Genomic DNA, 23,455 nt, shown 5'->3' on the forward strand with positions numbered 1-23,455 from the left:
GTTGTTTAGTTATTTAGGTAATTATCTAAATTATATTTTAAAAAAATTATAACTTATCTGTTATATGCTTTGCAAGCTCCTGAATCGCCTGTTCATTCCTTTTATAGTAGGTCCATTGATCCTTTCTCGTGGCTGTCAGAAGGTTTGCGGTCGACATTGTTTTAAGGTAAACGGAAACCGTAGGAATAGACATCCCTGCTTTTTTGGCAATATCGGAGACGCACACGCCCAAATCCGGCGTATAATCAGCCAGTTCCTCGGCAGGAAAGTGCGCAAAAGGCTCCTTCAACCATTCAAGAATGTTCAACCGCGTCTGGTTTGATAATGCTTTGATGACGTCCAATAGTTTCATGTTGCAAATTTAGGTAATTTCCTAAATACCTACAAGTGCTTTCAACTGTCGGAATAGCTATGATCGATCAGCACCGAGTCGGCCCGAAACTCCCGGTAAGCTATCGGGGGGATAGGGGGGACAGGCTCACCATTCCCCCCAGACTACTTCACCACCGTAGCTTCCAGCTCCACATTCAGCGTTTCGTACAGGCCGACTACCTGCATCAGCGTCACGGCCTGCTTCATGTTGTGTTTAGCCACGAAGTCTTTGAAGAGGTCGAAACAATTATTGACAAACTCTTCGGAGGACGTCGAGTAGATGGTCAGCCTGACGATGTTGGCGGCATCGTAACCGGCCTGGCTGATAACAGTTTCCAGGTTATGGATTGCAATGCCTAGCTGGGTGCGCATGTCGGCATCGCTCGATGTGCCATCGGGAAGTACCGCTGCCTGACCGGCCACGTACAAGGTTGCTTGTACATCTTTCACTTCAACGGCCTGAACGTAGCTGAGCGCGTCCTGCCATTCCCACGGATTAATGATTCTTTTTTCCATCTTTTGTTTTGGATTGATTTGTAATGCAAAACTAGCAGACAGCTCAAAAACCATCACGTGAGCCAGCGCACGTCTTTGGTGTGAGGTAGATCACATCCTGCTCAGTGTCTCGCGCGAAACACCCAGGTATGCAGCAAGTTGTGTTTTGGGCAGCCGTTGCAGTAGCGACGGATACTGACTGGCAAGCTGCTCGTAGCGCTGCTGCGCATTCGAGGTCAGCAGCGAAAGAATGCGACGCTGCGATGCCAGAAAGCCGGCCATTACTTTTTCGAGAAAGAAATGCTCGATCTTAGGCAGACCTGCCCGCAATGCATCGAAATCGTCCAGCGACAAACAAAGCGCCTCGGTATCTTCCAGGCATTCCATCGAAAGCGTCGCCCTGGCGCGGGTGTAGTATGCCTGAAAATCATTGTCCCACCAATCCTCCATCGCGAATGCGAGAATATGCTGCTTGTCGGTCGCCTCGTCGGTGTATACCAGCTTCGTAAGCCCGGAAAGCAGGAAATAGTTGTAGGGCACCGGCTCGCCCTGCTGCACCATGAACTGATGTTTTTTGAATTTTTTGAAAACGAAATGCTTCCCGACGAACGCGAATTCCTCGTCGGTCAGGGGTAAATGCTTTTCGATATGATGCCGCAATTTTGAATGCATGGTCTGAAATGATCTGATAAAACCGGGCTATTCTCCGATGATCTTTTTACGATGCTGCATTCCCCATTCGGTTAGGTTGTTGATGATCGTCTGCAACGTCAGGCCATGCTCGGTAAGCTCGTACTGGACGGTCACCGGCTGGGTGTCCAGCACCGTACGCTTTACGAGCTGGTTGATTTCCAGTTCCTTCAATTCCTTGCTGAGCATTTTGTTGGAAATGCCGTCCACATCGTTGAGGATGTCCGAAAACCTTCTTTTGTTGTAATAGCAAATAGAAGAAATGATACAAATCTTCCATTTCCCGCTGAGGACATCCATGGAATCCTGGACAGCCATCATCTCCTTTTTATGAACGTCCGTCTGACGTGGTTCGCACTGCATAGGTTACCTTGTTACCTGGATGTTACTGTTACTTTTCAATACAAAGTTACGAAAAGTAACTGAGCTGATCTAATTTTGTATTCCAAACTTAAATGGAATTACAAAGTGGACAAATTAGCAAATAAAGTGGCTCTGGTAACGGGCGCTTCCAAAGGTATAGGGGCTGCAATAGCCAAACAATTCGCGGCGGAAGGTGCGAAAGTGGTCGTCAATTATGCATCCAGCAAAGAGGGTGCCGACAGGGTAGTGCAGGCCATCACCGAAAACGGTGGCAGGGCGATCTCGGTAAAGGGCGACGTTTCCAATCCGGAAGATATCGTCCGAATTTTTGAGGAGACAAAAAACGCATTCGGAGGACTGGATATCCTGGTAAACAATGCGGGTATTTACCAGTACGAGCCGATCGAACAGGTGTCGGCCGAAACCTTTCACGAGCAGTTCAATATCAATGTGCTGGGGTCGATACTGGCCATCCAGGGTTCGCTGAAACTTTTCGGGGAGGCCGGGGGCAGCATTATCAATATCAGCTCCGAGGCCGGCAAGACACCGCTCCCGACGGGCTCGGTTTACTCGGCTACAAAAGCTGCACTGGACGCTATCACCATTTCCTTATCGAAGGAGTTCAGCGGCAAAAACATCCGGATCAACTCCATTTTACCTGGCGTAGTGGAAACCGAAGGCTCCCGCAGCGCAGGCTTCATTGGTAGCGAAGCCGAGCGTAAACTGGTAGCCAGCACGCCGCTGGGCCGGACAGGGCAACCCGACGATATCGCGAAAGTGGCCGTATTCCTGGCCTCCGAAGACGCGGCATGGATTACCGGGGAGAAAATATCCGTTTCAGGCGGCATTTACGGGCTGTGAGGCCCGATGGGCTGAACGTTTAACTTTTGAAAACAATCGAAATGAGCAAATTAGCAAACAAAGTCGCCGTCATTACCGGCGGTAATAGCGGCATAGGCTTCGGAATCGCCGAAGCTTTTAAAAATGAGGGTGCGAAAGGCGCCATTACGGGAAGGAACCAAGCGACACTGGATTATTCTGTCGATGCATTGGGCGGGGAATTTATCGGTGTTCAGGGGGACGTCACCAATACGACCGATCTGGAAAATATTTTTAAGAAAACTGCCGATCGGTTCGGCAAAATAGATGTGCTAGTGGTCAATGCAGGCGGTGTAGTCGACGGCATTCCCATGGGTTCGATCAGCGACGTGACCGAGGAAGGTTACGACCGGTACATGGACCTGAACCTGCGGAGCGCCTATTTTACCATCCAAAAGTCGCTGCCCTACCTGAACGATGGCGCGTCTATCATCCTCATCGGGTCAAGCGCCGCGCACCGCGCCGCTCCGGGGATGGCGATATACAGTGCTGCCAAAGCGGCGGTTATCTCGCTGGCCAAAGGCCTTTCGCTGGATTTACTTTCGAGGAAGATCCGGGTCAATACGCTTTCTCCCGGCTCGATCGACACGCCTGTTTTCGGAAAGCTGGTACCCGAAGAGCATCTGGCGCAGGTGAAACAAACGTGGATCGACATTATCCCCGTCGGGAAGCAGGGTCTCCCGTCCGATATCGGAAAAGCCGCGGTATTCCTCGCTTCGGATGATTCGGCATTTATAGTCGGCACCGAAATTCTTTCTGATGGCGGTATGACTAATATCAGTTTGATGAAATAACTCGCCTTTGGAAAGATTTCCAGTCGATTGTTAAAGCGGCGTAATCTGTTCTTGAATTTTCTCTTCGACGGGCATCCATTGCCAAATCGGAGGAAAGATATGCAGGGGCTACTTTGTGGCCCCCTGGATATCTATAATTGAAAGCTTAGGAAGCATTAACTTTTCAGCGAAGCCATGTCAATCACAAAACGGTACCTGAAATCCACTTTCAGTAAGCGGTCGTAGGCTTCATTGATCTGCTGGGATATCCTTGTTGCTTTCCATTGTTTAAAAAAAGCGGGTTTAAATGGTGGCCGTATCAATAACAAATCTGTACCTAGCTTTCTTGTCGAGCACTTTTGCCCAGGCATCGTTCACTTCGGCTGCTTTGATGACCTGAATTTGCGGTAAAACTTTGTGATCTGGGCAGTAGGTAACCACCTCCTGTGTTTCGGGAATGCCGCCAATCAGCGAGGCATTGAAATTGACCCGCGTGTTGGCAAGGTGATAGGCCTGCGTATAGTAGAGCAGCTTCTGCAACTTCAAGTGAGACATGTCTCCGAAATTTTGCAAAACATATTCGGACAAGAGAGCCGAATCGACTTTACCAAGCATTTTATCTATTTCAATCACAGCTAAATTTTTTTAGGTAACCCCAACTAGTACCTTGAATAACTGTTGGGTTCGTATGTGTGCAGCAAACCTAACAAAGATGAATGTGAGATGTTTCCCGGGCTGTAAAGAAATGACGGTAATTGTCCCATATACGCGTTTCATTGATCATACGGCCCAACAAGTTGAAACACTCCTGGTTTACCCGGATTAGTTGGTCTGATTTTTCTGCATAAAACATTATCCAACATTATGTAAGAATGAAGATCGCTACCTACAATATCAACGGCGTAAATGGCCGCCTCCCGGTTTTGTTAAAATGGCTAGAAGAGGCCAAGCCTGATATCGTTTGTCTGCAAGAATTGAAAGCGCCGCAGGACAAGTTTCCGGAAAGAGCATTGCTCAATGCCGGGTACAATGCGATCTGGCATGGACAAAAAATGTGGAATGGCGTGGCGATCCTTTCAAAAGATTTGCCTTTGCAAGAAGTCAGGAATTCCCTCCCCGGTGATGAAGAAGATTTGCATAGCAGGTATATTGAAGCGATCGTAGGGAAGATGTTGGTGTGCTGCCTCTATTTACCGAATGGAAATCCAGCACCGGGACCGAAGTTCGATTACAAGATGGCGTGGTTTAAGCGATTGAAGAAACACGCAAAGTACTTGTTGTCGGAGGAAGTACCGGTTGTTTTGGCGGGAGATTATAATGTGATCCCGACAGAGAAGGATGTTTACAAACCTGAGCGATGGACGGATAACGCATTGTTTTTTCCGGAGCCTCGTAAGGCTTACAAGGAATTGGTTGGTCAAGGCTGGACTGATTCGATCAGACATCTCTATCCAAATGAAACTATTTACACATTCTGGGACTATCTTCGAAATGCCTATGGCCGGAATGCTGGTCTGCGATTGGATCATCTGCTTTTAAGTCCCCAAATCGCGCCACGACTGGTCGCGGCTGGTGTGGACAAGCATGTCCGTGGTTGGGAGAAATCCAGCGATCATGCACCGGCCTGGATTGTCCTGGCTGATGAAGAAGAAACGTAAATTTGAAAATGAACACTTACTATTTGCCTGATGATCTTTTAGATGAGTCTGCGGCCAGAACTGACGAGGTTGTCATTCGCTATTACAGCTCTGACCGGGATTCGGTTAAAATAGGATCGTTTTGAATCAGAATATGATCAACCTGCTGGTGAATGGAAAGAAAACCATTATCTATCCGGATGCCACGGCAGTAGTAAATGCCGGCGAGCTTGTCGTGCTGTCAACCGGGAACGTGCTCACTTCTGAGCTCCTTGCTGGTACGGATCAGTTCAAAAGCATTCTTTTTTATTTTAGCAATGAGGTGTTCAACCGTTTCCTGATTAAGTATGAGCATTTACTCAAACGAAACACCCCCAAGGGCGACAAGCAGCCATTTCTAATTTTCAAGCAGGACAATTTTATCAAACACTTTATCGCCTCATTACAAATAATGCTCGGCAATAGAGGGACATTACCAGCGGAAATCCGACTGCTCCGAATTGAAGAACTGTTGCTATACCTGTTCCAATCAGATCCTGAAAGATTTCACGCAATAGAAATCCTGACCCGCGACAAACAACAATTACAGATTAAAAAAGTTGTCGAAAGCCAGATCGGCCAGTCGACGACCGTAGACGACCTTGCCTTCCTCTGCCACATGAGTACTTCCACATTCAAAAGAAAGTTTAGCGAGATTTATCAAACCTCCCCGCAAAAATGGCTGCTTGCCCGGAGGCTGGAATTAGCGGCAGATCTGCTTAAATCTTTCGATGAAAGCCCCTCCGGCATTTACATGAAAGTGGGCTACCAGAACCATTCCAGTTTCTCGGAAGCATTCCGCAACCACTTCGGAACCACGCCCAGCGATTTTCAGCAAAAGCATTTGAACGTTACGCCATAGTTCTTGACCGTCTATCCCTAACTGCACAGCCGGGCTTGCCGGTACTTTTGGGTCATCAAATAAACATCGCAGTTATGGAAACAATGACCGAAAAGAACAAAGCAGTGGTGCGCCGCTTCAACCAGGAAGTAATTGCCGAGGGTAATCTCGTAAGTTTTAAAGAGCTCATGGACGAGCAGTTTGTAAACCGCTCTGCACCCGAAGGCATGAGCAACGGCGCAGATGGAATGATCTACTTCTTTAATGAAATTCTCCGTCCCGCAATGCCCGACGTTCATGTTACAATTCACCAGCAGGTTGTTGAACGCGACTTGGTAACGACGCGCAAGACCATCGGCGGTACGCACACCGGCACATTGCTGGGCATCCCGGCAACAGGAAAAGTGGTTAACATCGATGTGATTGATATCGTGAGGGTAAAGGATGGCAAATACTTTGAACACTGGGGAATCACTTCGCTGCCGGAAGTATTGACGCAATTGCAGAATTGACGCTCATCCATTATTTCACAATTGTTGAATTAAAGTCCCGCATCCGGCTAGTTGAGAGGTGCGGGACTTTTTCTTTTGTGTCAGATAGCCATGTAGTCCTAGGAAAATTCTCCTTAGGATCGTTTCAGCGGCGTTCGGTACTTTTGAATAATCGAAATTTAAAATCCAAAACATGATGAACGCGAAAGAATTGGCAAGTGTGTATGATACCATCATGAGTATCCCTGGAATGAATGATCCGATCAAAATCGATCTGAAGGTCAGCAGACGAAATGTTCTATTGCTGAGTCAGGCGATCAACAAAGCGCTTTCGACGGGGGCGTCCGCTGACTCAGTAAACCTAATCGATATCTGTTCTGCCGAATCGAAGGAGGAGCTTACTGCTTTTTCAAGTGAATGCTTACAAAAATCAGGGCTAAATGAGCTCAACGACCGGCTGGGTAAGCTTTAATAATTTGATTTACAATAAAGATCGTCTATCAGCACCGGTCGTCGAAAATAAGAAGCTAAAATTTAATATAGCTTGGGCTTGAATCTGGCAGAAGAAAAAGATACTTTTGGAATCATATCATTGATACCAAAAGTATCTTTAAGCCACTTCATCAACAAACTTCAATCAGCATGAACTCTGCATCACAAATCACCGAACCAGAGATATTTCGAATCATAGGCTTATCCGAGTCAGACCTTCAGAAGGTCGACGACCCTGAGTCTGTTTGGCTTGTATACCCGTTCGAAGGTGGGACGGAAAGACCTATTGCTGCATTCACGGGATTTATGTGTGCATTTGACCTGGCAAGCAGGTTAAATGCTTTCGTCGAAAATGGAATTGGCATTCATCCAGTTCTTGCCGCTCCGACAAATATCGAAGTAGACAGATATCGTCAACTAACCGAAGTAGGCATGACGCCGTTCCTGATACGCCTAAAAAGTCATGGAAATATGGTGGAAGTCATCGACGGTGTGGCCAGTAACGTGGATGAAATCAGCCTCGAAAACAATATTTCTGAATTCGTTTCGAACGTGCAGTTTAGAAAAAACGTCGGCTGGGAATTTGACTTAATGGGTACCTTCTGGGCTCCAAGTAGACGATTGGCAATCAGTAAGGCCAGGACGTTCGCATCCATGGTCGCTGAACTACAAAACAGAACCCCGGGATTGTTTGAAAGGAAGCTGCTTTTCGCTGCCCATTCCTGAGGTAGGTTAACGAGGTTGAACAACTCCTTTCCAAGCATTTCGGTCGAGCGAATAAACCGCACAGAAATCTTCGTCAAATGTGCGGTTTTCAACAAACGAGAAACCCAGTCTTTCATAAAACTTCCTCGCTCTCATATTGGAGGCAAGCGGATCAATAATGACTGCGGAAACTTCCGGTGCTGCAAAACAGCGATCAATCGCCTGACGCATCATTTCTGTGCCATAACCTTTACCGAGGTCATCAGCTTCACCAATCCAAATGTCGATTGCGCGGAGGTTGGCAGAAACTTCGCCCCAGTAATGGCTGTCTTCCAACAATGGGTCTATGATCTGCACAAAACCGATCGGGCGACCATCCAGTTCGGCAATGAGTTGCTCGCGCCATTCGGGCGACCGCAGCAGCTCAGTTTCCCATCCCCAATCATCGTTCGGATCGGAGGCAACGGTGTGGGGCTGCTCGTCCCAATGCCGTAATAAAGCCAGGTCATCAATGGTAGCTGAGCGGAATTTGAACATAATTCCTAATCTTAACATTTAAGAGGTTTTGGAGGCATAAGTTTAACTGAATCAATTTTTGAAAAAATATTCTTTTTAAAAATATTGAGTAATACCCAAAGACCGAGTATCAGGGCCATTGCTGCAATAGGGACTGCGGGTTGAATGGAAAATGGCCGGGCGTAATAAAGAAAGACGATCAACCAGGTAAGGGCAATTCCAGCGAGTGCTTTGCCCAGCCATTGGTTGATCACCAGTTGTTGCGACAGTTTCTTTTTAGATTGTTCGCGAATCAATTCATTGAGATATGCGGAAAATTGGTCAGAAGTTTTGTTTAAGCCGTTTTCCTTCAAAATCATCCGGATGCTTGAGTCACTATTGTCCTCTTTCATAACAAATCTTTTATTTCCATATTTAATAAAATTTTTAGTTCTGCTTCGAGCTGTTTCCTGCCTCTGAGTAACCTCATTTTGATGGCAGACGTTTTTAGCCCCAATATTTCACTAATTTCTGAAATGCTTTTTTCGCCGATATAGAAATACGAGATAACAGCATGATCTTCCTGGGATAATCTATTGAGGGCTAACCCAACAAATTTTTCCCTTTCGCCCTTTTTTAACAGATCGTACTCGCTGTGGTCGGATATATCAAACGCATTATCATCCAAAGGGTTGCCCAATTCTGATAGCTGTATTTTTTTGTCTTTGACTTTTGTAAGCGCGGTATTGTAAACGATGCGGAACAGCCAGGTTGAAAATTTGGAAGCCCTTTTGAATTTTTCCAGTGAGGCAAAAGCTCTCAAAAAGGAATCCTGGACAACTTCTTCCGCGTCTTCTTTATTCATGACAATCCGAAATGCAACTGTATACGCCAAATCTTTATAGGCACTCACCAGATATTCAAGACCTGCTCTTTCACCACGAATGGCTTGCTCTAAAAACGCATCTTCGTGATGTTTTGTCTTCCTGAAAATCATTTCATGCTATCGAATTTTCCGGTGGTCGAATCAATCCCCCGACAAAGCCTTAGACTATTTTTTCAGAAAAGTGGTCACATTTTGTGACCACTTTTCTTTTTTACAAGTCATATCCGAAAAACAGCAACCATTCAATAACGAAACCATGGATGATACCACAGCTGACCTATTCCTTACCATGTCGATCACCTTCGGGATTTTCGGAATATGTTACCACTACCTGATCATAAGATACAAAGAACGAACTGCTATTGTCGAAAAAGGACTGCCCAAAGACTTTTTTAAAGGCAGCACCAACTACCTGCCACTCTTATTGTTGCTTGCTATTGTGAGCATCAGCATTGGTGTGGGGTTGCTGGCAGGGGCCTTTTTAGAGTCGGTCGCTGCTTATCCGTTCGAAGGTTTTATGCTGCCCTTTGCGATGCTGCTCTTTCTGGGCATCAGCTTGCTGGTCTCTTATTATGTGCTCAAAAAATTGGATAAAAATAATAATGTATAGCGCCATGATTTACAGTTACATCAAGACCTGTTTTAGGACCCTTCTGCGCCACAAGCTATTTACAATGATCAATATCATCGGGCTTTCGGTCAGCATGGCGGTAGGGCTACTTGTGATCGCCTTCGTATTCGACCTGGCTTCCTACGATGATTTTCACGAAAACAATGGCAAGATTTACCGGGTCATTTCCACCTTTCAACAAAAAGGTCAAAAGCCAGTGAACTATGCTTCCGCTTCCCTAGCAGCAGGCAGGAAAATCCGTGAGACGGTAAGCGGCATTGACCATGTAACCATCCTTCGTCCAGGGTTTGGGGAAAATATTTTGGCAGGTGAAAAGACAGTACCCTTAAACGGCCTATTTGCTGACGAATCCTTCTTTAACATATTCACTTTTCCGCTTCTGCAAGGCGATCCGGCTACTGCCCTGAAAAAGCCGTACACTTTGGTGCTGACTGAAAAAACTTCAAAAAAGCTATTTGGCAGCGCGAATGCATTGGGCAGATCTGTAAAAGTGGGTTCCGATAATTACGTAGTTACCGGTGTCATGAAAGATATACCAAAGCTTTCGCACTTAAGATTTGAGGCCCTGGCCTCATTTGCATCGGCTGACAAGTCCCGGGACCCGGACTTTTTAAGTTGGAAAAATATCTATCAAAACTATGTTTACATATCCGTTGCTGAAAAAAGTGATCTTCGGACGATCCAAGCCAGCCTGAATGGCATTAGCCATGCGGGTAACCTGACCGTGGATGTGGGACAGATTTTCCTGGGTGTCCAGCAGCTGAAACAAATTGTTTTTAACAGTAGCGGCATCAGTGTCACCAATGAATTGGGGCCGGTAATGAACACGCTGGCGATCTGGGTATTGATCGGGCTGGCAGTGCTGGTCATACTGTCGGCCTGCTTTAATTACACCAACCTGTCCATCGCACGTTCCCTCAGGCGTACCCGGGAGGTCGGTGTCCGGAAGATGAGCGGAGCACTAACCCGGCACGTCATTGCGCAGTTTTTGGTCGAATCGGTGATCATTTCGCTGCTCTCGCTCACACTTGCATTTCTGCTATTCCTGCTGTTGCGCAGGGAGTTTCTGGCGCTGGATTTTTCCATCGAAAACATGGTCTCCTTAAAGCTTTCTCCCATCGTGTCGTTGGGGTTCGTCGCGCTGGGTATTTTTGTAGGCATCCTTGCAGGAATTACACCGGCTATCTTTTTTTCAAGGATTGATCTGGCAACGGTGTTAAAAACTTCTTCTTCCCTGAGGTTGTTCAGGCATATTAATCCGCGAAAAGCCTTGATTGTGAGCCAATATACGCTCTCGATTACCTTTATCGCCACAACGATCATCGGCTACGGGCAATACAGGAATTTTGTTGACTTCGATCTTGGTTTCAATACCAAAAACAAGCTCAATATCAAGCTTCAGGGCAACAATGCGGAGTTATTGATAAAGGAACTGTCGGAATTGCCACAGGTGAGCAGTCTTTCGCAATCCATGTTGGTCATGGGCCTGGGCAACATCTATACCGGGCAAGTAAAACATAAAAGTTCAAGCGATTCCGCAATGGTGTGGATGAATTTTATCGACAGTCAGTACCTTAAAATGCATGGTCACACCTTACTGGCTGGAGAAGATTTCACTCCCAGATCAGACCAGGCGGAAGAAAGTGAAATCATTGTAACCCGGCAGCTTCTCCCAAAATTTGGTATGGACGAAAAAGAGCCTGGCAAAGCCCTTGGCGAGGTATTGAACATCGAAGGAAAGAATCTGGCCATCATTGGTGTCATCGAGGATTTCCACTACGAAACAGTGGAAGACCAGGTTGAACCCGTGATCCTTCGTAATATCACCAGGAATGGCGGCGGTTACCTCACCGCCAGGATTGAGACCGAAGACTGGCCACAGACACTCGATGCTGTAGAAAATGCTTGGCAGAAAGTTGATAAAACCCATCCTTTAGAGGCGACGCTTTACGATGATCAGATCGAGAAAGCGTACAGTCCATTTTCTATAATGATCAAAATTATCGGGTTTCTGGCATTCCTGACCGTGTGCATTGCTTCTCTGGGACTGTTCGGAATGGTTGTATTTACGACCGAAACAAGGTTAAAAGAAATCAGTATCCGGAAAGTGCTTGGGGCCAGCGAAAGCAGCCTGATCCTCTTGCTGAGCAGAAACTTTCTTGTCATGCTACTGCTGGCGGCCCTGATCGCACTTCCGGCTACCTATTTTTTCTTTGATAAAATCGTTCTGGTAAATTTCGCATATCGCAAAGCGGTCAGCGCCAGCGAGCTGCTGATCAGTTTATTTCTTGTCGTCGTCCTGGCATTTGCCATGATTGGTTCACAAACCTTCAAAACAGCCCGCACAAATCCTTCAAAAGTTCTGAAAGCCGATTAGGAGGGTCGGAAATGAGAACGATGTACACCTGCCATGCCGAAGAATCTGAACATATTGGCTACTTACCTATATACACGGAAAGCACTCAAAAAGAATCGTTTACTTTACATCGACGGCGGAAATCCGTTACAGCTGCTCAAAATTTGAAAACTAATAACCACAGCATTATAATGAAATGATCTTGGAAATAAGTCTCCACTTGCCTTCGCTGACCACTTTGATGCCGCTGTGGGTCACCAAGATTGCACTTTGGTCGTCAAGTAAATAAGATGGTACGGAAAGCGTACTAGCCAACTTTTCCAGTTCGGCCAATGCATTCTCCGGAAACCATTCATGATCCAAGTGAGGATGTATGGCGATATCAAACAGATTTAGTGATTTGGCTGTTTCAGCGGGCAAGGAATGATTCCCAAAAGTGGTCCCGTAGCTTGTCATGATCATACTTCCAGCGCTCAGCCCGACATACACGATCTTTTCCAGCAATGTCGGCAGCATATCTGCCAATCCTGATTGTCGCATCCAGTAAGTCAGATACTGGCAATCGCCCCCACCGACAAGTAATGCGTCGGTTTTCATAACGGTATCTACCCAGAACTCCCGCTTCAACGTAGGAAGCGCAGCTAGTTCCAGCAGACCCAGCGATTTCCAGCCCAACTCGCAAAATGGGTCGCCCAGGGTGCCGCAAATGACCTTGCGTATGATGTCGTGGCCGCCGGCAACACCGTAAATCGCAGTAGGTACAAATAATGCATTGGATTCGGCGATAGGTTTTCCTAGAAGATCAACCAGCGCATTGTAGATGCTTTTATTGCTGATCCCTGCCGAAGTAAGAAGAAGTTTCATGAGACTTAATTGAAATGTCTGCGTTTACAATTTTTCAAAATTAGCTGGACATATCAACTTTTGGGGAGGGCAATTAAGTCAGATGTGGTACGCGATTGAGACATTATCCCAACGGAAAGCAGCGACAAGATTTACGGATTGTTTCCCACTTCTTCCGCCAGGTAAACGGCCTTCCGCACATAATGCAGTTTTTCGCCGTTAAGTCTTGTTTCTTGATACCTTTCATACTTCATTCTTTTCGAACAGCCGTTGCTCATATCCGAAGCAAATTAGACAAAATCCTCACCAGGTCGGTTTTTGACATTAAATCTCAACAATAACCGACAATCACGATGCAGGGAGGCATCTAGCTTTGTTGAATCAAAACAACAAATCATGGATCATCAAGCACTACTTCGCCAGCTCTATCAGGCCTTTAATGCGCGCCAAATCGACGCAGTTTTAGCACACATGCATGCAGATGTAAGCTGGCCGAATGGCTGGGAAGGAGGTTATGTACGCGGGCACGAAGAGGTGCGGGCGTACTGGCTGCGGCAATGGGGACAAATCGACCCGACAGTCGAGCCACTTGGATTTGAGACGAAGCCTGACGGTCGGATAGCGATTGAAGTCCGCCAGGTCATCAAAGCATCAGACGGTCATTTAATTAGTGATTCACAATTGCTTCATGTTTACACTTTTGAAGATGATAAAGTCCGAACGATGGCGATTGAGAGGATACCGGTTTGAAAATCAGCCTGTAACTTGAGAAATTGTCCGATCCGCCCACATCATTGTACTCTTGCCCAGCATGTTTACGTTTAGCTGGCAAAGAACCCGACCATTTGAACAAAGTAAAATCGACCGGTTGAACAAAATGCGAAAAAGCGTAGCGCCTGAAATTTGTTTCAAAAAAACGAAACATGAAACAAAACAATTTTCAGGGCACATTACAGCATTCTATCGGCTCTGGGTTCGATAGAAATTCCACCGCTGCCGAGGTGATCAAGGGCATCGACCTGACGGGTAAAACCGCCATTGTTACTGGTGGGCATTCCGGTTTAGGGCTTGAACTTACCAAGACACTAGCAGGGGCAGGCGCAAACGTCATTGTGGGTGCCCGCGATATTTCAAAAGCCGGAAAAAATTTAGCCAATATTCCCAGTGTGGAGCTCGTGGCATTAGAGCTTACGGATGCTGCTTCTATCGAGCGTTTTGCAGCTGCTTTTGTGGCTTCCGGTCGTCCTTTGCATTTATTGTTCAACAATGCGGGCATTATGTGGGTACCGCTGGCGCATGATCCAAATGGATATGAAAGTCATTTCGCGACAAACCATTTAGGACATTTTCATTTGACAGCCAGGCTTTGGCCTGCACTGAAACAGGCCAACGGAGCAAGGGTGATCAACACGTCTTCCTGGGGTCACCATGCGTCACCTATCGTTTTTGAAGATCCTCATTTCGAAAATCGTGCATACGATCCAATGCAAGCCTATGGGCAATCCAAAACCGCGAATGTACTGTTTGCGTTAGAACTAGACGAACGTGGCAAGGCCTTTGGTGTGCGGTCTTATTCCGTGCATCCCGGGCTGATACTTAGCACGGATCTGGGTCGGTCGATCACGCTGGATACCATGAAAATCTTAGGCATGGCGGATGCTGATGGTAATATGGTACATCGCGAGTATACCGGCACCAAAACTGTCGAGCAAGGCATCTCCACGCTGGTTTGGTGTGCTACCAGTCCCTTGTTGGAAAACCTCGGTGGCGTTTATTGTGAAAATACGGACATTGCCGAGCTGGATACGGACTACGATCCTTCGGAAAGTTGGAGCGACGATACGGCGAAGATCAAAGGCGTGATGCAGTTTGCGCTGGATGAAGATGCTGCCCGGAAGCTTTGGTCGCTGAGCGAGGAACTAACTGGGGTCAGGTTTGATGTTGTGTAATCATGAATATGGGAGCCGGGCCTTAAATACCGGCTTCCTTTCGCTAAATTCCCAATGGCCCAGCGACAAGTAAGTGCGTATGCAGAAATGGTTTTGACCTGTAATGAAGATTTTCATTGCACAGGCGAAAAGGTACTGGAAGAGCATGCGCTGTTAAGGATCATTTCGGGCCAGTTGACGGTGACACAGGCAGAAAGGTCAATTGTTTGTGGACCTGGTCAGACTTTGTTGTTTCCCAAAAATCAACTTTTTACACTCAGCAAACGTTGTTTCGACGATCAGCCATATAAGTCTGTCATCATTAGTCTGCCAGCCAAAATACTGCGGGCTTTTTATGAGAACACATCGCCAGATATTCAGCCACAGCAGCCAGAGATTCTCAGAATCGACCAAGAGCCACTTTTAGATAGCCTTTTCGCATCGATGCTGCCGTATTTTGATTTAAATAAACCATTGGCCGAAAAGCTGGTGGAACTCAAAACTCAGGAAGCTATTGAGATCCTGCGTAGCATTGATCCGGATATTGACGGGATGCTGTCCGATTTTTCAGAACCCGGAAAAATCAACCGTGCCGACTTTATGGAGAAGAATTATATGTTCAACATCTCACTGGACAAATTCGCCCGGCTTACTGGACGAAGCCTAACTACTTTCCAGCGTGATTTCAAAAAAGCATTTCAAATGTCACCGCAACGGTGGCTTACCAAAAAGCGATTGACGCTGGCGCATTATCAGCTTGCAGAGAAAAGGAAAAAGCCGGTCGATGTTTATGTCGAAACCGGCTTTGAAAACTTATCCCATTTTTCCTACGCTTTCAAAAAGCAGTTTGGTTATTCGCCGACTATGCTGCCGTAGAACCGGTAAGTCCTGACAAACTCCCACGGCCCGCCAAGATATCTCCACAAATGCACACCGTCGGCTGTGAAACAAAATGGTTCAAACGTCGACCTAAGCTCCTGTTGCAAGCTTTTGGCTACGAAAGCCTCTACTTTGTTTTGGATAGTGATATGGAAGTTCCTTTTCTGTTTATCCTGATTAGTGAGATAGTCGTGATACTGTTTTTGTAAATTCCGGTGAAGCGATCCCAACTCAGGTGACACCATTTTAAAGGCTGTGCCGCCACCGAGAGAAATTATCTGGTGGGTTTTTACTTCAAATACTGCCTGATCAGCCGATTTTATTTGTAGTTGACATACGTTATGTTCTTGGCTGAGGCGCGAGTTTTGTGCCTTTTGCTAAACCTAATTCTTTCCAAAAACCATTGATGAAAACATCTCCACTTACCCAAATTGATATTAATGAAATTACCCGATCAATAACAGACAGATACGCAAATTTCATCGTAGCTGAACTAAACGACCATGTTGTCCGGGTAAGTGTAATGACGGAAGGTTATCATTGGCATTACCATCCAAATTCGGACGAGACGTTTATGACAGTTGAAGGTATCTTATTAATTGATCTTGAAACGGAAACCATTGAATTACTTCCCGGTCAACTTTTTACAATTCCCAAAAACGTCGTTCACCGGACCCGGCCGAAGGGAGAGCGTTCTGTAAATATAACAGTAGAACATTCCCAGCTCGAAACGGTGATTACGGATGGTAAACATCAATAATTCTGCTTGGACCAGATTTGATAACCCAAGATTGCAAGTGACTTACTAGATTGCCTCTTGCCGAAAATTCAAATAGCGCCTCCTGCCTGAACATTATCAGCCGTTGACTCTTTTAAAAAATAACATATCAGCCAAAGCACGATCACTGTCCCGCCATGAATGAGCATCGCCCACAGATTGCTGCCGGGCGTGCGCCACACGATCAGCATATCGGCCAAGGGGATTAGAGAACCTGCCAGCAAGGTCAACATGAGCGGCTTCCGCAAATGAGACCAGGCAAAAAGGATAATGACCAATCCTGAGAAAGTATCACGGATGCCTTTAATGTAGTGAAATGCATAATTGGGCTCTTGAAAATGAAGGCCAAATCCTGCCTCCGCGATTTCAGGTGCGAGCAGGAAACGGCCGCCAATGAAAAGTAGACCAAACCCGATGAGCAAGCTGACCAGCCTGACAGGTGAAGAAATACATTGCGTTGTCATAATCTCTTTTGTTTAAGTACAGCACAAAGTTGATCACCAACGGATACGCGTGCATTCACTCAGATGAAGAAATGCGGGTATAATCTTTACCAGCCCAGCGGGCACGGATGCGGCTCAATGACTGGGGTTTAACCCCTACATAGGATGCAATGTGATATTGGGTGACCCGGGTTGCAAGGCTCGGGTATTCATCTAAAAACGCTTTGTAACGCGCCTCAGGCGAATCCGTATAAAGCGAGACAAGCTGCCCGATCGTTTGAACAAAAATCTGCTCAATCACGATCCGGCCAAAACGCTCACCGTATGTCAGTTCAGCGAACAAACGTTGAAGGTTGGCAGAAGAGATTACATACAATGTTGAATCTTCAATGGCCTGGACGGCACGTCGGCTAGGTTGTTGAGAAAGGAAGCTTTCATAATCACAGACAAAGTCGTTTTCCAAACCGAAGCTATAAATCTTTTCGTCCCCGTCTTGATTAACAAAGTACCGCACGAGACCGGTTTGGATAAACCCAACCTGATGGCAAACCTGACCTTCCTGGACAAAATAATCTCCCTTTCTGAGATGCCAGGGTTGGAAAAGAGGAAGTGTCAATTCAATATCCGCGTCACTGAGTGGCACTATTGAACGTATCTTTTCTATAGTTTTGGTGATGGGGTTATCCATTACAAATCGTTGTTTTTGCAGTGTCACAGCTTCAACGGTGGCCCGACCACCTTCATTTCATTTTCTTCAAATATCCTGGCCACTTCTTCCTGCGAGGGTTCGTGATCCAGCGCCGCCATTTGGACAAAGAAATTTTCCAGCTTCCCCGCTGGTTGCAACGTGACCAGCATTTTGCCTTTGGCCGATGCCTGTGTCCAGGCGTGCGGTACCAGGCGGGGCAAGAAAATGCTATCACCCACGGTCAGGCTGAACCGTTCCTTGCCTACCAAAAATTCATAGGATCCTTCGATCACATAAAACACCTCGTCTTGCGCAGGATGTACGTGTAGCGGCGTGCCGCTGCCCTGGCTTAATGATGTTTGTTCAAAAATTGCGAGGCCACCATTAGTATCGCTGCCTGAAATTTTCAAATCAAGCACATTCGCATTAACGCCTTTCAGCTGGATATGCCCGTGCTTGCGGCCTTCGCCTGCTTTTGCCTTAAATACTTTTCCGATTTCCGTAGCCAGGTGCGTCGTCTTACTCCATGCAGATGCCGAAAGCGAAGCTATCCCAATGAGGCTGTTAATAAATATGTTTCTTTTCATGGGTGAATAAGTTTAGGTTTTTAGCTGGCTTTTAGAGGTGGCCCTACGATCCGCATACCATGTTTTTCAGCCAGTGTGCGTCGGCCCTCAATGGTCTGGTCGGCTTGCTGAATCACAGTCCGGAAATATTCTTCCATCTGTCCTGCGGGCTGGTGCATGACGATCAGGCGCGCCATTCCTTCACTCGTTTTCACGAAGGCGTGCGGCGTGTCCTGCAACACCATCAGCGAGTCGCCTGCCTTCAAGGTGGTGATCTCCTGATTGACCTGGAACTTGAATTCTCCTTCCATTACAAAGAACCACTCATCGCAATCCGTGTGTAAATGCAAAGGCGGACCGACTTTTTCCGGGCGCAGTGTGTCGAAGATCACGCAACGCCCATTTGTGTCCTTTCCTGAAACTTTGACGGTGAAGGTTGCATCCAACCACTTGAATGGTTTACCCGAACGATCTTCACCAGCGCGGACCAAAATCCCATCTTTGGGTTGGCCGTTTGTGGGATTGTCTGGCCAGAGATTCAAAAAGGATGTCAGCGCTGGCGCGATGACTGGCAACTGAAGAAATGAACGACGTTCCATTGGAGCTAGCAGATTGTGTGAGTAAGTGATTGATAGTCTCCAATTTAAGCTTTTTTGGCGTCATTTATTGAATGAATATCGGTGCTAGCCTCAGACTGTTAATCGACAACTTTCTCAGTTTCGAATGTCCGCTGCCGATGACCCTGACAAGCCCCCAAACCTTGAATACATTCGGTCGAGAGTACCGCTAACCGTTTAATAAATTCCCGAACACGAAAAGTTAAATCGGTTACATCGGACACTTATTTCGAAAACAGCCGTAACTCAACCTCCAAAATGCTCAACAACTTTCGTTTTGACACTTACGACAGCAGCTCGTTCCGCCAGTTCTGCCAACCGTCTCAGGTTAACAAAAACGTGCTCTGCGGTTTGGTCCTCGGCTTTTTGGCTTATGGTCATACTAGTGAAAGCGAGCTTGAATAACGTCGCGCGCAAAACAACTCTGTTACGAGCTTGCAGGTTAAGGCTCCTTACAAGTTTGTCACAACGTTAATTCCGGCAACAATTACCTTATTATAACAGAAGATTAAATAACTCCCCTCGGATGAATCGCATTGAAATCAACGATGAACTTTGGCACAGAATAAATGTCGGCGGCGAAATTCCTGAACTAACAGGTAACTTTCAAATTTTGGATGGGTGTAAACGATTGCTCAATGCCGACTTGAATTTTCCTTTCATACTTACTCACAGAGGATCAAATCATCAGCTCCAATTCTTCAACTGCCAGTTTATAAATATTGTAATCATCGAACACACAGGTGAATGGCAAGGCGTCGAACGGTTTGTCGATTTCATTGAGTGCCTTATGCCAGGGCTCGAAATAAATGGGAACAATGTGTCGCTGAACGTCAATCTTTTAAATTGTCAGCTTAGTGGACATGTGGGAGTCAGCGGTGACATTAAGTCGTTAAGATTGGTCAATGGCAAAGCGAGTCAACAGCATAAAATCGAGCTTTCAATTCACAATAAATCAAATGCCATCGATTCAACGATTGAGATAGACAATTTCCCATTGAGCCGATTGGAAATATTCGACTCGATGAAAGTAGCTTTACTCGTCCAGCAATCAGATGTTGACGTCATTGAATTTAAACATGCACCTAGCGCATCTATTAACCTTGGAACATCTCGAATTGGAAGTGTGCTACTATCTGGCTTTCGAGGGGACATTCGATGTATCCAGTGTCGGATTGATGAAATGGCATGTATCGGTTTTTCGTACGCTCAGCAAGACCAAACACTCGTCTCATACCGTTTCGAAGCAGTTCAATTAGGAAGGCTTGAAATGTATAACTTGCTTCGCCTCGCTCAGCTATATTTTGGAGATGGTTGCCAGATCGGAATACTCGCATTCGGCAATATGCATGTCACACATGTGAGTATTAACAACTCTTCAATTAATTGGCTATTAGTGCCCACAAAATTGATGGAGTTCGAGCTTTTTGAGCTTTCGGGAGGTCCTGGTAGACTTCTTCAAATCAACTATCTAAGTTTCTTGGATGGTTATTTCGAGCAAACGAAGGGAGTGAGTGTTAAACCGAAGATTGTACTGGACAACCTCGGGTTATACTCGATTGATTTTGCCTCCTTTCATAATAATTCACTCATCTACGTGGCGAACGTGGAATTTAGAGAACGAAAGTTATTAGATCTGACAAAGGACTATGGTGCAGTATCGACCGACTTCAGGCAATTATGTCTTGATAACGGTATTATGGTCCAGACACCCAGCTTTGATTTCCCAATGCTTCGGGTATACAACTCTGATCTCGGAAAAATCAATTTTTTGTCATGCGACTTCGGGGAAATGATGATGGTATTTCATGCATCGAAGATCACGGAGATATTTCTCTCAGGAACCGAGATGCCGATGAAAATAGAGGGTGCATTTGCTGAAAGACAAATCGGGTATGCGCAATTGAAGAAAGTTTACGAAAGCAGAGGTGATTCTGTTAAAAGTCACGAATATCTTGCCAGAGAGCTTGAAGCACATATGCAATCACTGCAGAGGGCCAATTTTTTCAAGAGGAAACGTACTTGGCACGAATTCTTCAATTATCTGACTCTGTGGCTTAATAGAGAATCAAACAATTTCAACACAAGCTGGGGGTTAGCTTTCTACTGCCTCGTTGGGGCCGGAGCGACCCTATTTATGTGCCATAATTTCTCCCTCGGCTATGAGCTTGCAGAATACCCCTACACACTCCAACAACTGCATAACTTTGAAGAAATTGCTTCATTGTTTCCAGAATTTCTGCTGCCAATCCATAAAGCGGACTATATTTCAGAGGCGGTTGATATGCCTGTTACGCACTGGTCCCGCTTTTGGGACTTTCTTGGTCGTGTGGTGAACGGGTTTCTTTTGTACCAATTGATTCAAGCATTTCGCAAATATGGAAAGAAGTAAATTCGAGGTATCTGCGAAGAATTCATATTACAAAAGTGGCAAGTGTCGGCCAGTGTGATCACAAGTGATTTTTAGAAGTTGACAAGAGACTGTTGCATTTGACTTTTGAGCTTACGAAAGCTATATTGAATCTTCGTCTCTCTTCTCAACCAACAATGATTAAAGAAAACCTGTTTGAACAAATCCGTAAGGAGAATATTGTGCTGTGGGCCGGTGCTGGAATGTCGATTTACGCCGGGTATCCATCTGGTAATGGTCTTCGAGATATCCTTTACAACGATCTTAACCACTCAGTTCGCCAAGAAATATCTTCCACCGCATCACTGATAGATATGGCAGAAAGCTATATCCTATCAAAAAAAGGTAGCCGAAACGAATTAAATACGCTCATTTCAAATGTCTTTCGTAGGCAACCACAAAAGCTCACTGCACACAAATCACTAGCGGCGATTCCTCACATCCGGACAATCATCACTACAAACTACGATTATCTATTTGAATTGATCTGAGCCCTAAACAGGGCAAAAACTACTGGGCGGATGGCAGCCGGGAATGGCGCGAGGAATTTATTTACTTTTTGCTCGTCGACCGTTTTCATGACGACTTAGACCGTATGCCCACCACCGTTCCCGGCAGGCAGAAGGGGTATGGCAATGCAGAGCAACTGCAAAATAGGTGTGGTGGAACGCTGAAAGGCATAACAAGACACCTTGATTATATAAGGGATCTGGGCTGTACAGCGTTATGGCTGAGCCCGGTATTTGAAAATAATGATACCTGCTATCATGGGTATGCTATCGAGAATTACCTCAACGTCGACCCAAGGTTTGGCAGCAAGCAAGATTTGGCCGAATTGGTTGAAACTGCTCACGAATTTGGTATTAAGGTATTTCTGGACATTGTCCTGCATCATTCGGGGGATAACTGGTCTTATCCTGGCGACTTTGATTACTACTACTACCAGGGTGCGGTGTTCCCGTTCTGCGAATGGAGATCAGACAAGTTTCCGGTTCCGGTAGAACTTCGTAATCCGGAATTGTATTGGCGCAAAGGCCGTATCCGAAATTTTGATGCTTACCCGGAAACTCGGGAGGGGGATTTTGGAGGCTTAAAGAGTTTTAAGAACGATGCTTCGCCGGAGGCGCTTCTGGCTCAGCAGATACTGACACAAATACATTGCTATTGGATTCGTGAAACTGATGTGGACGGCTTCCGGATTGACGCCGTCAAGCATATGGGAGAAGAGATGGTTAGCCAGTTTTGTTCACACGTCAGGGAATACGCATATTTATTAGGGAAAAAGGATTTTTTCCTGTTTGGTGAGTTTGTCGGACCAGAAGAAATGTACAACCGCTACATTGGCCCGAAGACTTCGGTAATGGTGGAAGACAAGGCCATCTATTTCGGTCTCAACTCAGTGCTTGATTTTCCGCTTTATCACATCCTGGCTGATGTGGTTCGGGGAATATCGCGGCCGCAGAGGCTTATCGAACGATATGAGTCGCTGAGGAAAAACGCGATGAGCAGGGGCGAATTCGGGGAGTTTCTCGTCACATTTATCGACAATCACGATCAGGTCGGGCAGACATTAAAGAAGCGGTTTGGCCATGAAGCTTCAGAAGAACAGATCATAGCCGGAATCGGATTTTTACTTTGTGCATTGGGGACTCCTTGCATCTACTATGGCACCGAACAGGGCTTTGATGGGGCGGGTTTGGGAGACTTTAATATAAGAGAGTCGATGTTTAGCCTTGAAGGCCGTCCGGTGAGCGCGCTAAGTAAATCTGGTCGAATCTATCAGCAGATCGCGGCCTTGGCCAAAATCAGGATGAATAGCCCGGTACTTAAATTCGGCAGGATGTATATGCGCAAGCAATCGATGGACGGAGAAAATTTTTCCTTGCCGACATTTGAGAAGTGTCTTTTAGCCTTCTCGCGGGTGTTGTACGATCATGAAGTGGTGATTGCCTACAATAGTTCTCTAACCGAAGAAGACCAAGAGTATGTGCGCGTAGACCCCTCGCTCAATCCGCAGGGAAGCGTCTTTACTTTCATATATGGTCAATCCGGTAGCGTGAATGTTTTAACTAATGAGGAGGGAAGCCAGCATTTTATCAAGCTGCGGCTCGCGCCGGCGCAGTTCGTCATTTTAAGTAACAAACCAATGTAAATGCCG

Annotated in this window: 31 protein-coding genes; 16 read left to right on the forward strand and 15 right to left on the reverse strand. The window is 46.1% G+C overall.

The features are described 5' to 3' along the window. Nucleotides 1-46: 46 nt before the first annotated feature. From BLQ88_RS18945 to BLQ88_RS18960, 4 genes are all read right to left on the reverse strand, one after another. On the reverse strand, nucleotides 47-352 hold the full coding sequence (locus BLQ88_RS18945; protein ID WP_090153389.1) for an ArsR/SmtB family transcription factor: 306 nt from the start codon (nucleotides 350-352) through the stop codon (nucleotides 47-49). 143 nt (nucleotides 353-495) lie between these two features. Beyond that, nucleotides 496-888 (reverse strand): RidA family protein, encoded by a 393-nt coding sequence (locus tag BLQ88_RS18950; protein WP_090153391.1) that lies wholly within the window; start codon nucleotides 886-888, stop codon nucleotides 496-498. Between the two features lie 90 nt (nucleotides 889-978). Continuing rightward, complete coding sequence (locus BLQ88_RS18955) at nucleotides 979-1,539, reverse strand: Crp/Fnr family transcriptional regulator (RefSeq protein WP_090153393.1); 561 nt, start codon at nucleotides 1,537-1,539, stop codon at nucleotides 979-981. Nucleotides 1,540-1,566: 27 nt separating this feature from the next. Then, a complete protein-coding gene (locus tag BLQ88_RS18960) occupies nucleotides 1,567-1,920 on the reverse strand; it encodes a winged helix-turn-helix transcriptional regulator (protein WP_176885023.1) in 354 nt (117 codons plus the stop codon). 105 nt (nucleotides 1,921-2,025) lie between these two features. On the opposite strand from BLQ88_RS18960, the gene BLQ88_RS18965 reads away from it, so the two are divergent. After that, the gene (locus tag BLQ88_RS18965; protein WP_090153829.1) at nucleotides 2,026-2,781 is read left to right on the forward strand and encodes an SDR family NAD(P)-dependent oxidoreductase; all 756 of its coding nucleotides are present in this window, start codon (nucleotides 2,026-2,028) and stop codon (nucleotides 2,779-2,781) included. Nucleotides 2,782-2,822: 41 nt separating this feature from the next. Then, nucleotides 2,823-3,593 carry an SDR family oxidoreductase gene (locus tag BLQ88_RS18970; protein WP_090153395.1) on the forward strand — a complete coding sequence of 257 codons (771 nt, stop codon included), beginning with the start codon at nucleotides 2,823-2,825 and terminating at the stop codon, nucleotides 3,591-3,593. A 282-nt stretch (nucleotides 3,594-3,875) separates the two neighbouring features. On the opposite strand, the gene BLQ88_RS18975 is transcribed toward BLQ88_RS18970, so the two are convergent. Next, on the reverse strand, nucleotides 3,876-4,127 hold the full coding sequence (locus BLQ88_RS18975; RefSeq protein WP_176885024.1) for a hypothetical protein: 252 nt from the start codon (nucleotides 4,125-4,127) through the stop codon (nucleotides 3,876-3,878). A gap of 317 nt (nucleotides 4,128-4,444) precedes the next feature. Between BLQ88_RS18975 and xth the strand changes: the two genes are divergently transcribed. The 5 genes from xth (at nucleotide 4,445) to BLQ88_RS19000 (ending at nucleotide 7,798) form a co-directional block, all read left to right on the forward strand. Continuing rightward, a complete protein-coding gene (gene xth / locus BLQ88_RS18980) occupies nucleotides 4,445-5,230 on the forward strand; it encodes an exodeoxyribonuclease III (protein WP_090153396.1) in 786 nt (261 codons plus the stop codon). A gap of 121 nt (nucleotides 5,231-5,351) precedes the next feature. Then, nucleotides 5,352-6,110, forward strand: coding sequence for a helix-turn-helix domain-containing protein (locus tag BLQ88_RS18985; RefSeq protein WP_143016873.1), 759 nt, complete (start codon nucleotides 5,352-5,354; stop codon nucleotides 6,108-6,110). Nucleotides 6,111-6,184: 74 nt separating this feature from the next. Next, the gene (locus tag BLQ88_RS18990; protein WP_090153399.1) at nucleotides 6,185-6,601 is read left to right on the forward strand and encodes an ester cyclase; all 417 of its coding nucleotides are present in this window, start codon (nucleotides 6,185-6,187) and stop codon (nucleotides 6,599-6,601) included. A gap of 172 nt (nucleotides 6,602-6,773) precedes the next feature. Beyond that, nucleotides 6,774-7,052 (forward strand): hypothetical protein, encoded by a 279-nt coding sequence (locus tag BLQ88_RS18995; protein ID WP_090153401.1) that lies wholly within the window; start codon nucleotides 6,774-6,776, stop codon nucleotides 7,050-7,052. Between the two features lie 170 nt (nucleotides 7,053-7,222). After that, nucleotides 7,223-7,798, forward strand: coding sequence for a hypothetical protein (locus tag BLQ88_RS19000; protein WP_090153404.1), 576 nt, complete (start codon nucleotides 7,223-7,225; stop codon nucleotides 7,796-7,798). Between the two features lie 6 nt (nucleotides 7,799-7,804). On the opposite strand, the gene BLQ88_RS19005 is transcribed toward BLQ88_RS19000, so the two are convergent. Genes BLQ88_RS19005 through BLQ88_RS19015 form a run of 3 tightly spaced genes read right to left on the reverse strand, consistent with a single transcriptional unit; the run spans nucleotide 7,805 to nucleotide 9,269 of the window. Continuing rightward, nucleotides 7,805-8,332: a GNAT family N-acetyltransferase gene (locus BLQ88_RS19005; protein WP_229212750.1), complete on the reverse strand. Its 528-nt coding sequence runs from the start codon at nucleotides 8,330-8,332 to the stop codon at nucleotides 7,805-7,807. Beyond that, complete coding sequence (locus tag BLQ88_RS19010) at nucleotides 8,326-8,685, reverse strand: hypothetical protein (RefSeq protein ID WP_090153408.1); 360 nt, start codon at nucleotides 8,683-8,685, stop codon at nucleotides 8,326-8,328. The genes BLQ88_RS19005 and BLQ88_RS19010 overlap by 7 nt, the downstream gene beginning before the upstream one ends. Next, a complete protein-coding gene (locus BLQ88_RS19015) occupies nucleotides 8,682-9,269 on the reverse strand; it encodes an RNA polymerase sigma factor (RefSeq protein WP_090153410.1) in 588 nt (195 codons plus the stop codon). The genes BLQ88_RS19010 and BLQ88_RS19015 overlap by 4 nt, the downstream gene beginning before the upstream one ends. Nucleotides 9,270-9,414: 145 nt before the next feature. Between BLQ88_RS19015 and BLQ88_RS19020 the strand changes: the two genes are divergently transcribed. Then, a complete protein-coding gene (locus tag BLQ88_RS19020; RefSeq protein WP_143016874.1) occupies nucleotides 9,415-9,768 on the forward strand; it encodes a DUF6249 domain-containing protein in 354 nt (117 codons plus the stop codon). A 64-nt stretch (nucleotides 9,769-9,832) separates the two neighbouring features. Continuing rightward, on the forward strand, nucleotides 9,833-12,166 hold the full coding sequence (locus BLQ88_RS19025) for an ABC transporter permease (RefSeq protein WP_229212751.1): 2,334 nt from the start codon (nucleotides 9,833-9,835) through the stop codon (nucleotides 12,164-12,166). A 165-nt stretch (nucleotides 12,167-12,331) separates the two neighbouring features. On the opposite strand, the gene BLQ88_RS19030 is transcribed toward BLQ88_RS19025, so the two are convergent. Together BLQ88_RS19030 and BLQ88_RS19035 are read right to left on the reverse strand one after the other, a co-directional pair. Beyond that, complete coding sequence (locus tag BLQ88_RS19030; protein WP_090153414.1) at nucleotides 12,332-13,009, reverse strand: Type 1 glutamine amidotransferase-like domain-containing protein; 678 nt, start codon at nucleotides 13,007-13,009, stop codon at nucleotides 12,332-12,334. A gap of 103 nt (nucleotides 13,010-13,112) precedes the next feature. Continuing rightward, nucleotides 13,113-13,235, reverse strand: a complete 123-nt coding sequence (locus BLQ88_RS19035) for a DUF2256 domain-containing protein (protein ID WP_090153416.1) — start codon at nucleotides 13,233-13,235, stop codon at nucleotides 13,113-13,115. Between the two features lie 149 nt (nucleotides 13,236-13,384). Here BLQ88_RS19035 and BLQ88_RS19040 point away from each other — a divergent pair, with 149 nt between their 5' ends. The 3 genes from BLQ88_RS19040 to BLQ88_RS19050 all read left to right on the forward strand — a co-directional run bounded on the left by BLQ88_RS19040 (nucleotide 13,385) and on the right by BLQ88_RS19050 (nucleotide 15,792). Further along, nucleotides 13,385-13,738 carry a nuclear transport factor 2 family protein gene (locus tag BLQ88_RS19040; RefSeq protein WP_090153418.1) on the forward strand — a complete coding sequence of 118 codons (354 nt, stop codon included), beginning with the start codon at nucleotides 13,385-13,387 and terminating at the stop codon, nucleotides 13,736-13,738. A gap of 173 nt (nucleotides 13,739-13,911) precedes the next feature. Further along, nucleotides 13,912-14,937 (forward strand): SDR family NAD(P)-dependent oxidoreductase, encoded by a 1,026-nt coding sequence (locus BLQ88_RS19045; protein ID WP_090153420.1) that lies wholly within the window; start codon nucleotides 13,912-13,914, stop codon nucleotides 14,935-14,937. Nucleotides 14,938-14,991: 54 nt separating this feature from the next. Continuing rightward, on the forward strand, nucleotides 14,992-15,792 hold the full coding sequence (locus BLQ88_RS19050) for a helix-turn-helix domain-containing protein (RefSeq protein ID WP_090153422.1): 801 nt from the start codon (nucleotides 14,992-14,994) through the stop codon (nucleotides 15,790-15,792). Here BLQ88_RS19050 and BLQ88_RS37540 read toward each other — a convergent pair. Next, the gene (locus BLQ88_RS37540) at nucleotides 15,768-16,118 is read right to left on the reverse strand and encodes a 2'-5' RNA ligase family protein (RefSeq protein ID WP_090153424.1); all 351 of its coding nucleotides are present in this window, start codon (nucleotides 16,116-16,118) and stop codon (nucleotides 15,768-15,770) included. The genes BLQ88_RS19050 and BLQ88_RS37540 overlap by 25 nt on opposite strands. Nucleotides 16,119-16,201: 83 nt before the next feature. Between BLQ88_RS37540 and BLQ88_RS19060 the strand changes: the two genes are divergently transcribed. Next, nucleotides 16,202-16,555, forward strand: coding sequence for a cupin domain-containing protein (locus BLQ88_RS19060; RefSeq protein WP_090153426.1), 354 nt, complete (start codon nucleotides 16,202-16,204; stop codon nucleotides 16,553-16,555). A 68-nt stretch (nucleotides 16,556-16,623) separates the two neighbouring features. Here BLQ88_RS19060 and BLQ88_RS19065 read toward each other — a convergent pair whose 3' ends face one another. Genes BLQ88_RS19065 through BLQ88_RS19080 form a run of 4 tightly spaced genes read right to left on the reverse strand, consistent with a single transcriptional unit; the run spans nucleotide 16,624 to nucleotide 18,869 of the window. Next, complete coding sequence (locus BLQ88_RS19065) at nucleotides 16,624-17,037, reverse strand: DUF4267 domain-containing protein (protein ID WP_090153427.1); 414 nt, start codon at nucleotides 17,035-17,037, stop codon at nucleotides 16,624-16,626. Nucleotides 17,038-17,092: 55 nt separating this feature from the next. Next, nucleotides 17,093-17,704, reverse strand: coding sequence for a Crp/Fnr family transcriptional regulator (locus tag BLQ88_RS19070; RefSeq protein ID WP_090153429.1), 612 nt, complete (start codon nucleotides 17,702-17,704; stop codon nucleotides 17,093-17,095). 23 nt (nucleotides 17,705-17,727) lie between these two features. Next, nucleotides 17,728-18,291 carry a cupin domain-containing protein gene (locus tag BLQ88_RS19075; RefSeq protein ID WP_090153430.1) on the reverse strand — a complete coding sequence of 188 codons (564 nt, stop codon included), beginning with the start codon at nucleotides 18,289-18,291 and terminating at the stop codon, nucleotides 17,728-17,730. 20 nt (nucleotides 18,292-18,311) lie between these two features. Next, on the reverse strand, nucleotides 18,312-18,869 hold the full coding sequence (locus BLQ88_RS19080; RefSeq protein ID WP_090153432.1) for a cupin domain-containing protein: 558 nt from the start codon (nucleotides 18,867-18,869) through the stop codon (nucleotides 18,312-18,314). A gap of 544 nt (nucleotides 18,870-19,413) precedes the next feature. Here BLQ88_RS19080 and BLQ88_RS19085 point away from each other — a divergent pair. The 3 genes from BLQ88_RS19085 to BLQ88_RS19095 all read left to right on the forward strand — a co-directional run bounded on the left by BLQ88_RS19085 (nucleotide 19,414) and on the right by BLQ88_RS19095 (nucleotide 23,449). Continuing rightward, complete coding sequence (locus BLQ88_RS19085; RefSeq protein ID WP_090153434.1) at nucleotides 19,414-21,279, forward strand: hypothetical protein; 1,866 nt, start codon at nucleotides 19,414-19,416, stop codon at nucleotides 21,277-21,279. A gap of 155 nt (nucleotides 21,280-21,434) precedes the next feature. Then, on the forward strand, nucleotides 21,435-21,788 hold the full coding sequence (locus BLQ88_RS19090; protein WP_090153436.1) for an SIR2 family protein: 354 nt from the start codon (nucleotides 21,435-21,437) through the stop codon (nucleotides 21,786-21,788). A 104-nt stretch (nucleotides 21,789-21,892) separates the two neighbouring features. Continuing rightward, nucleotides 21,893-23,449, forward strand: a complete 1,557-nt coding sequence (locus BLQ88_RS19095; RefSeq protein ID WP_229212752.1) for an alpha-amylase family glycosyl hydrolase — start codon at nucleotides 21,893-21,895, stop codon at nucleotides 23,447-23,449. The last annotated feature ends 6 nt before the right edge of the window (nucleotides 23,450-23,455 follow it).

Source organism: Dyadobacter soli, from assembly GCF_900101885.1.
GTDB lineage: Bacteria > Bacteroidota > Bacteroidia > Cytophagales > Spirosomataceae > Dyadobacter > Dyadobacter soli.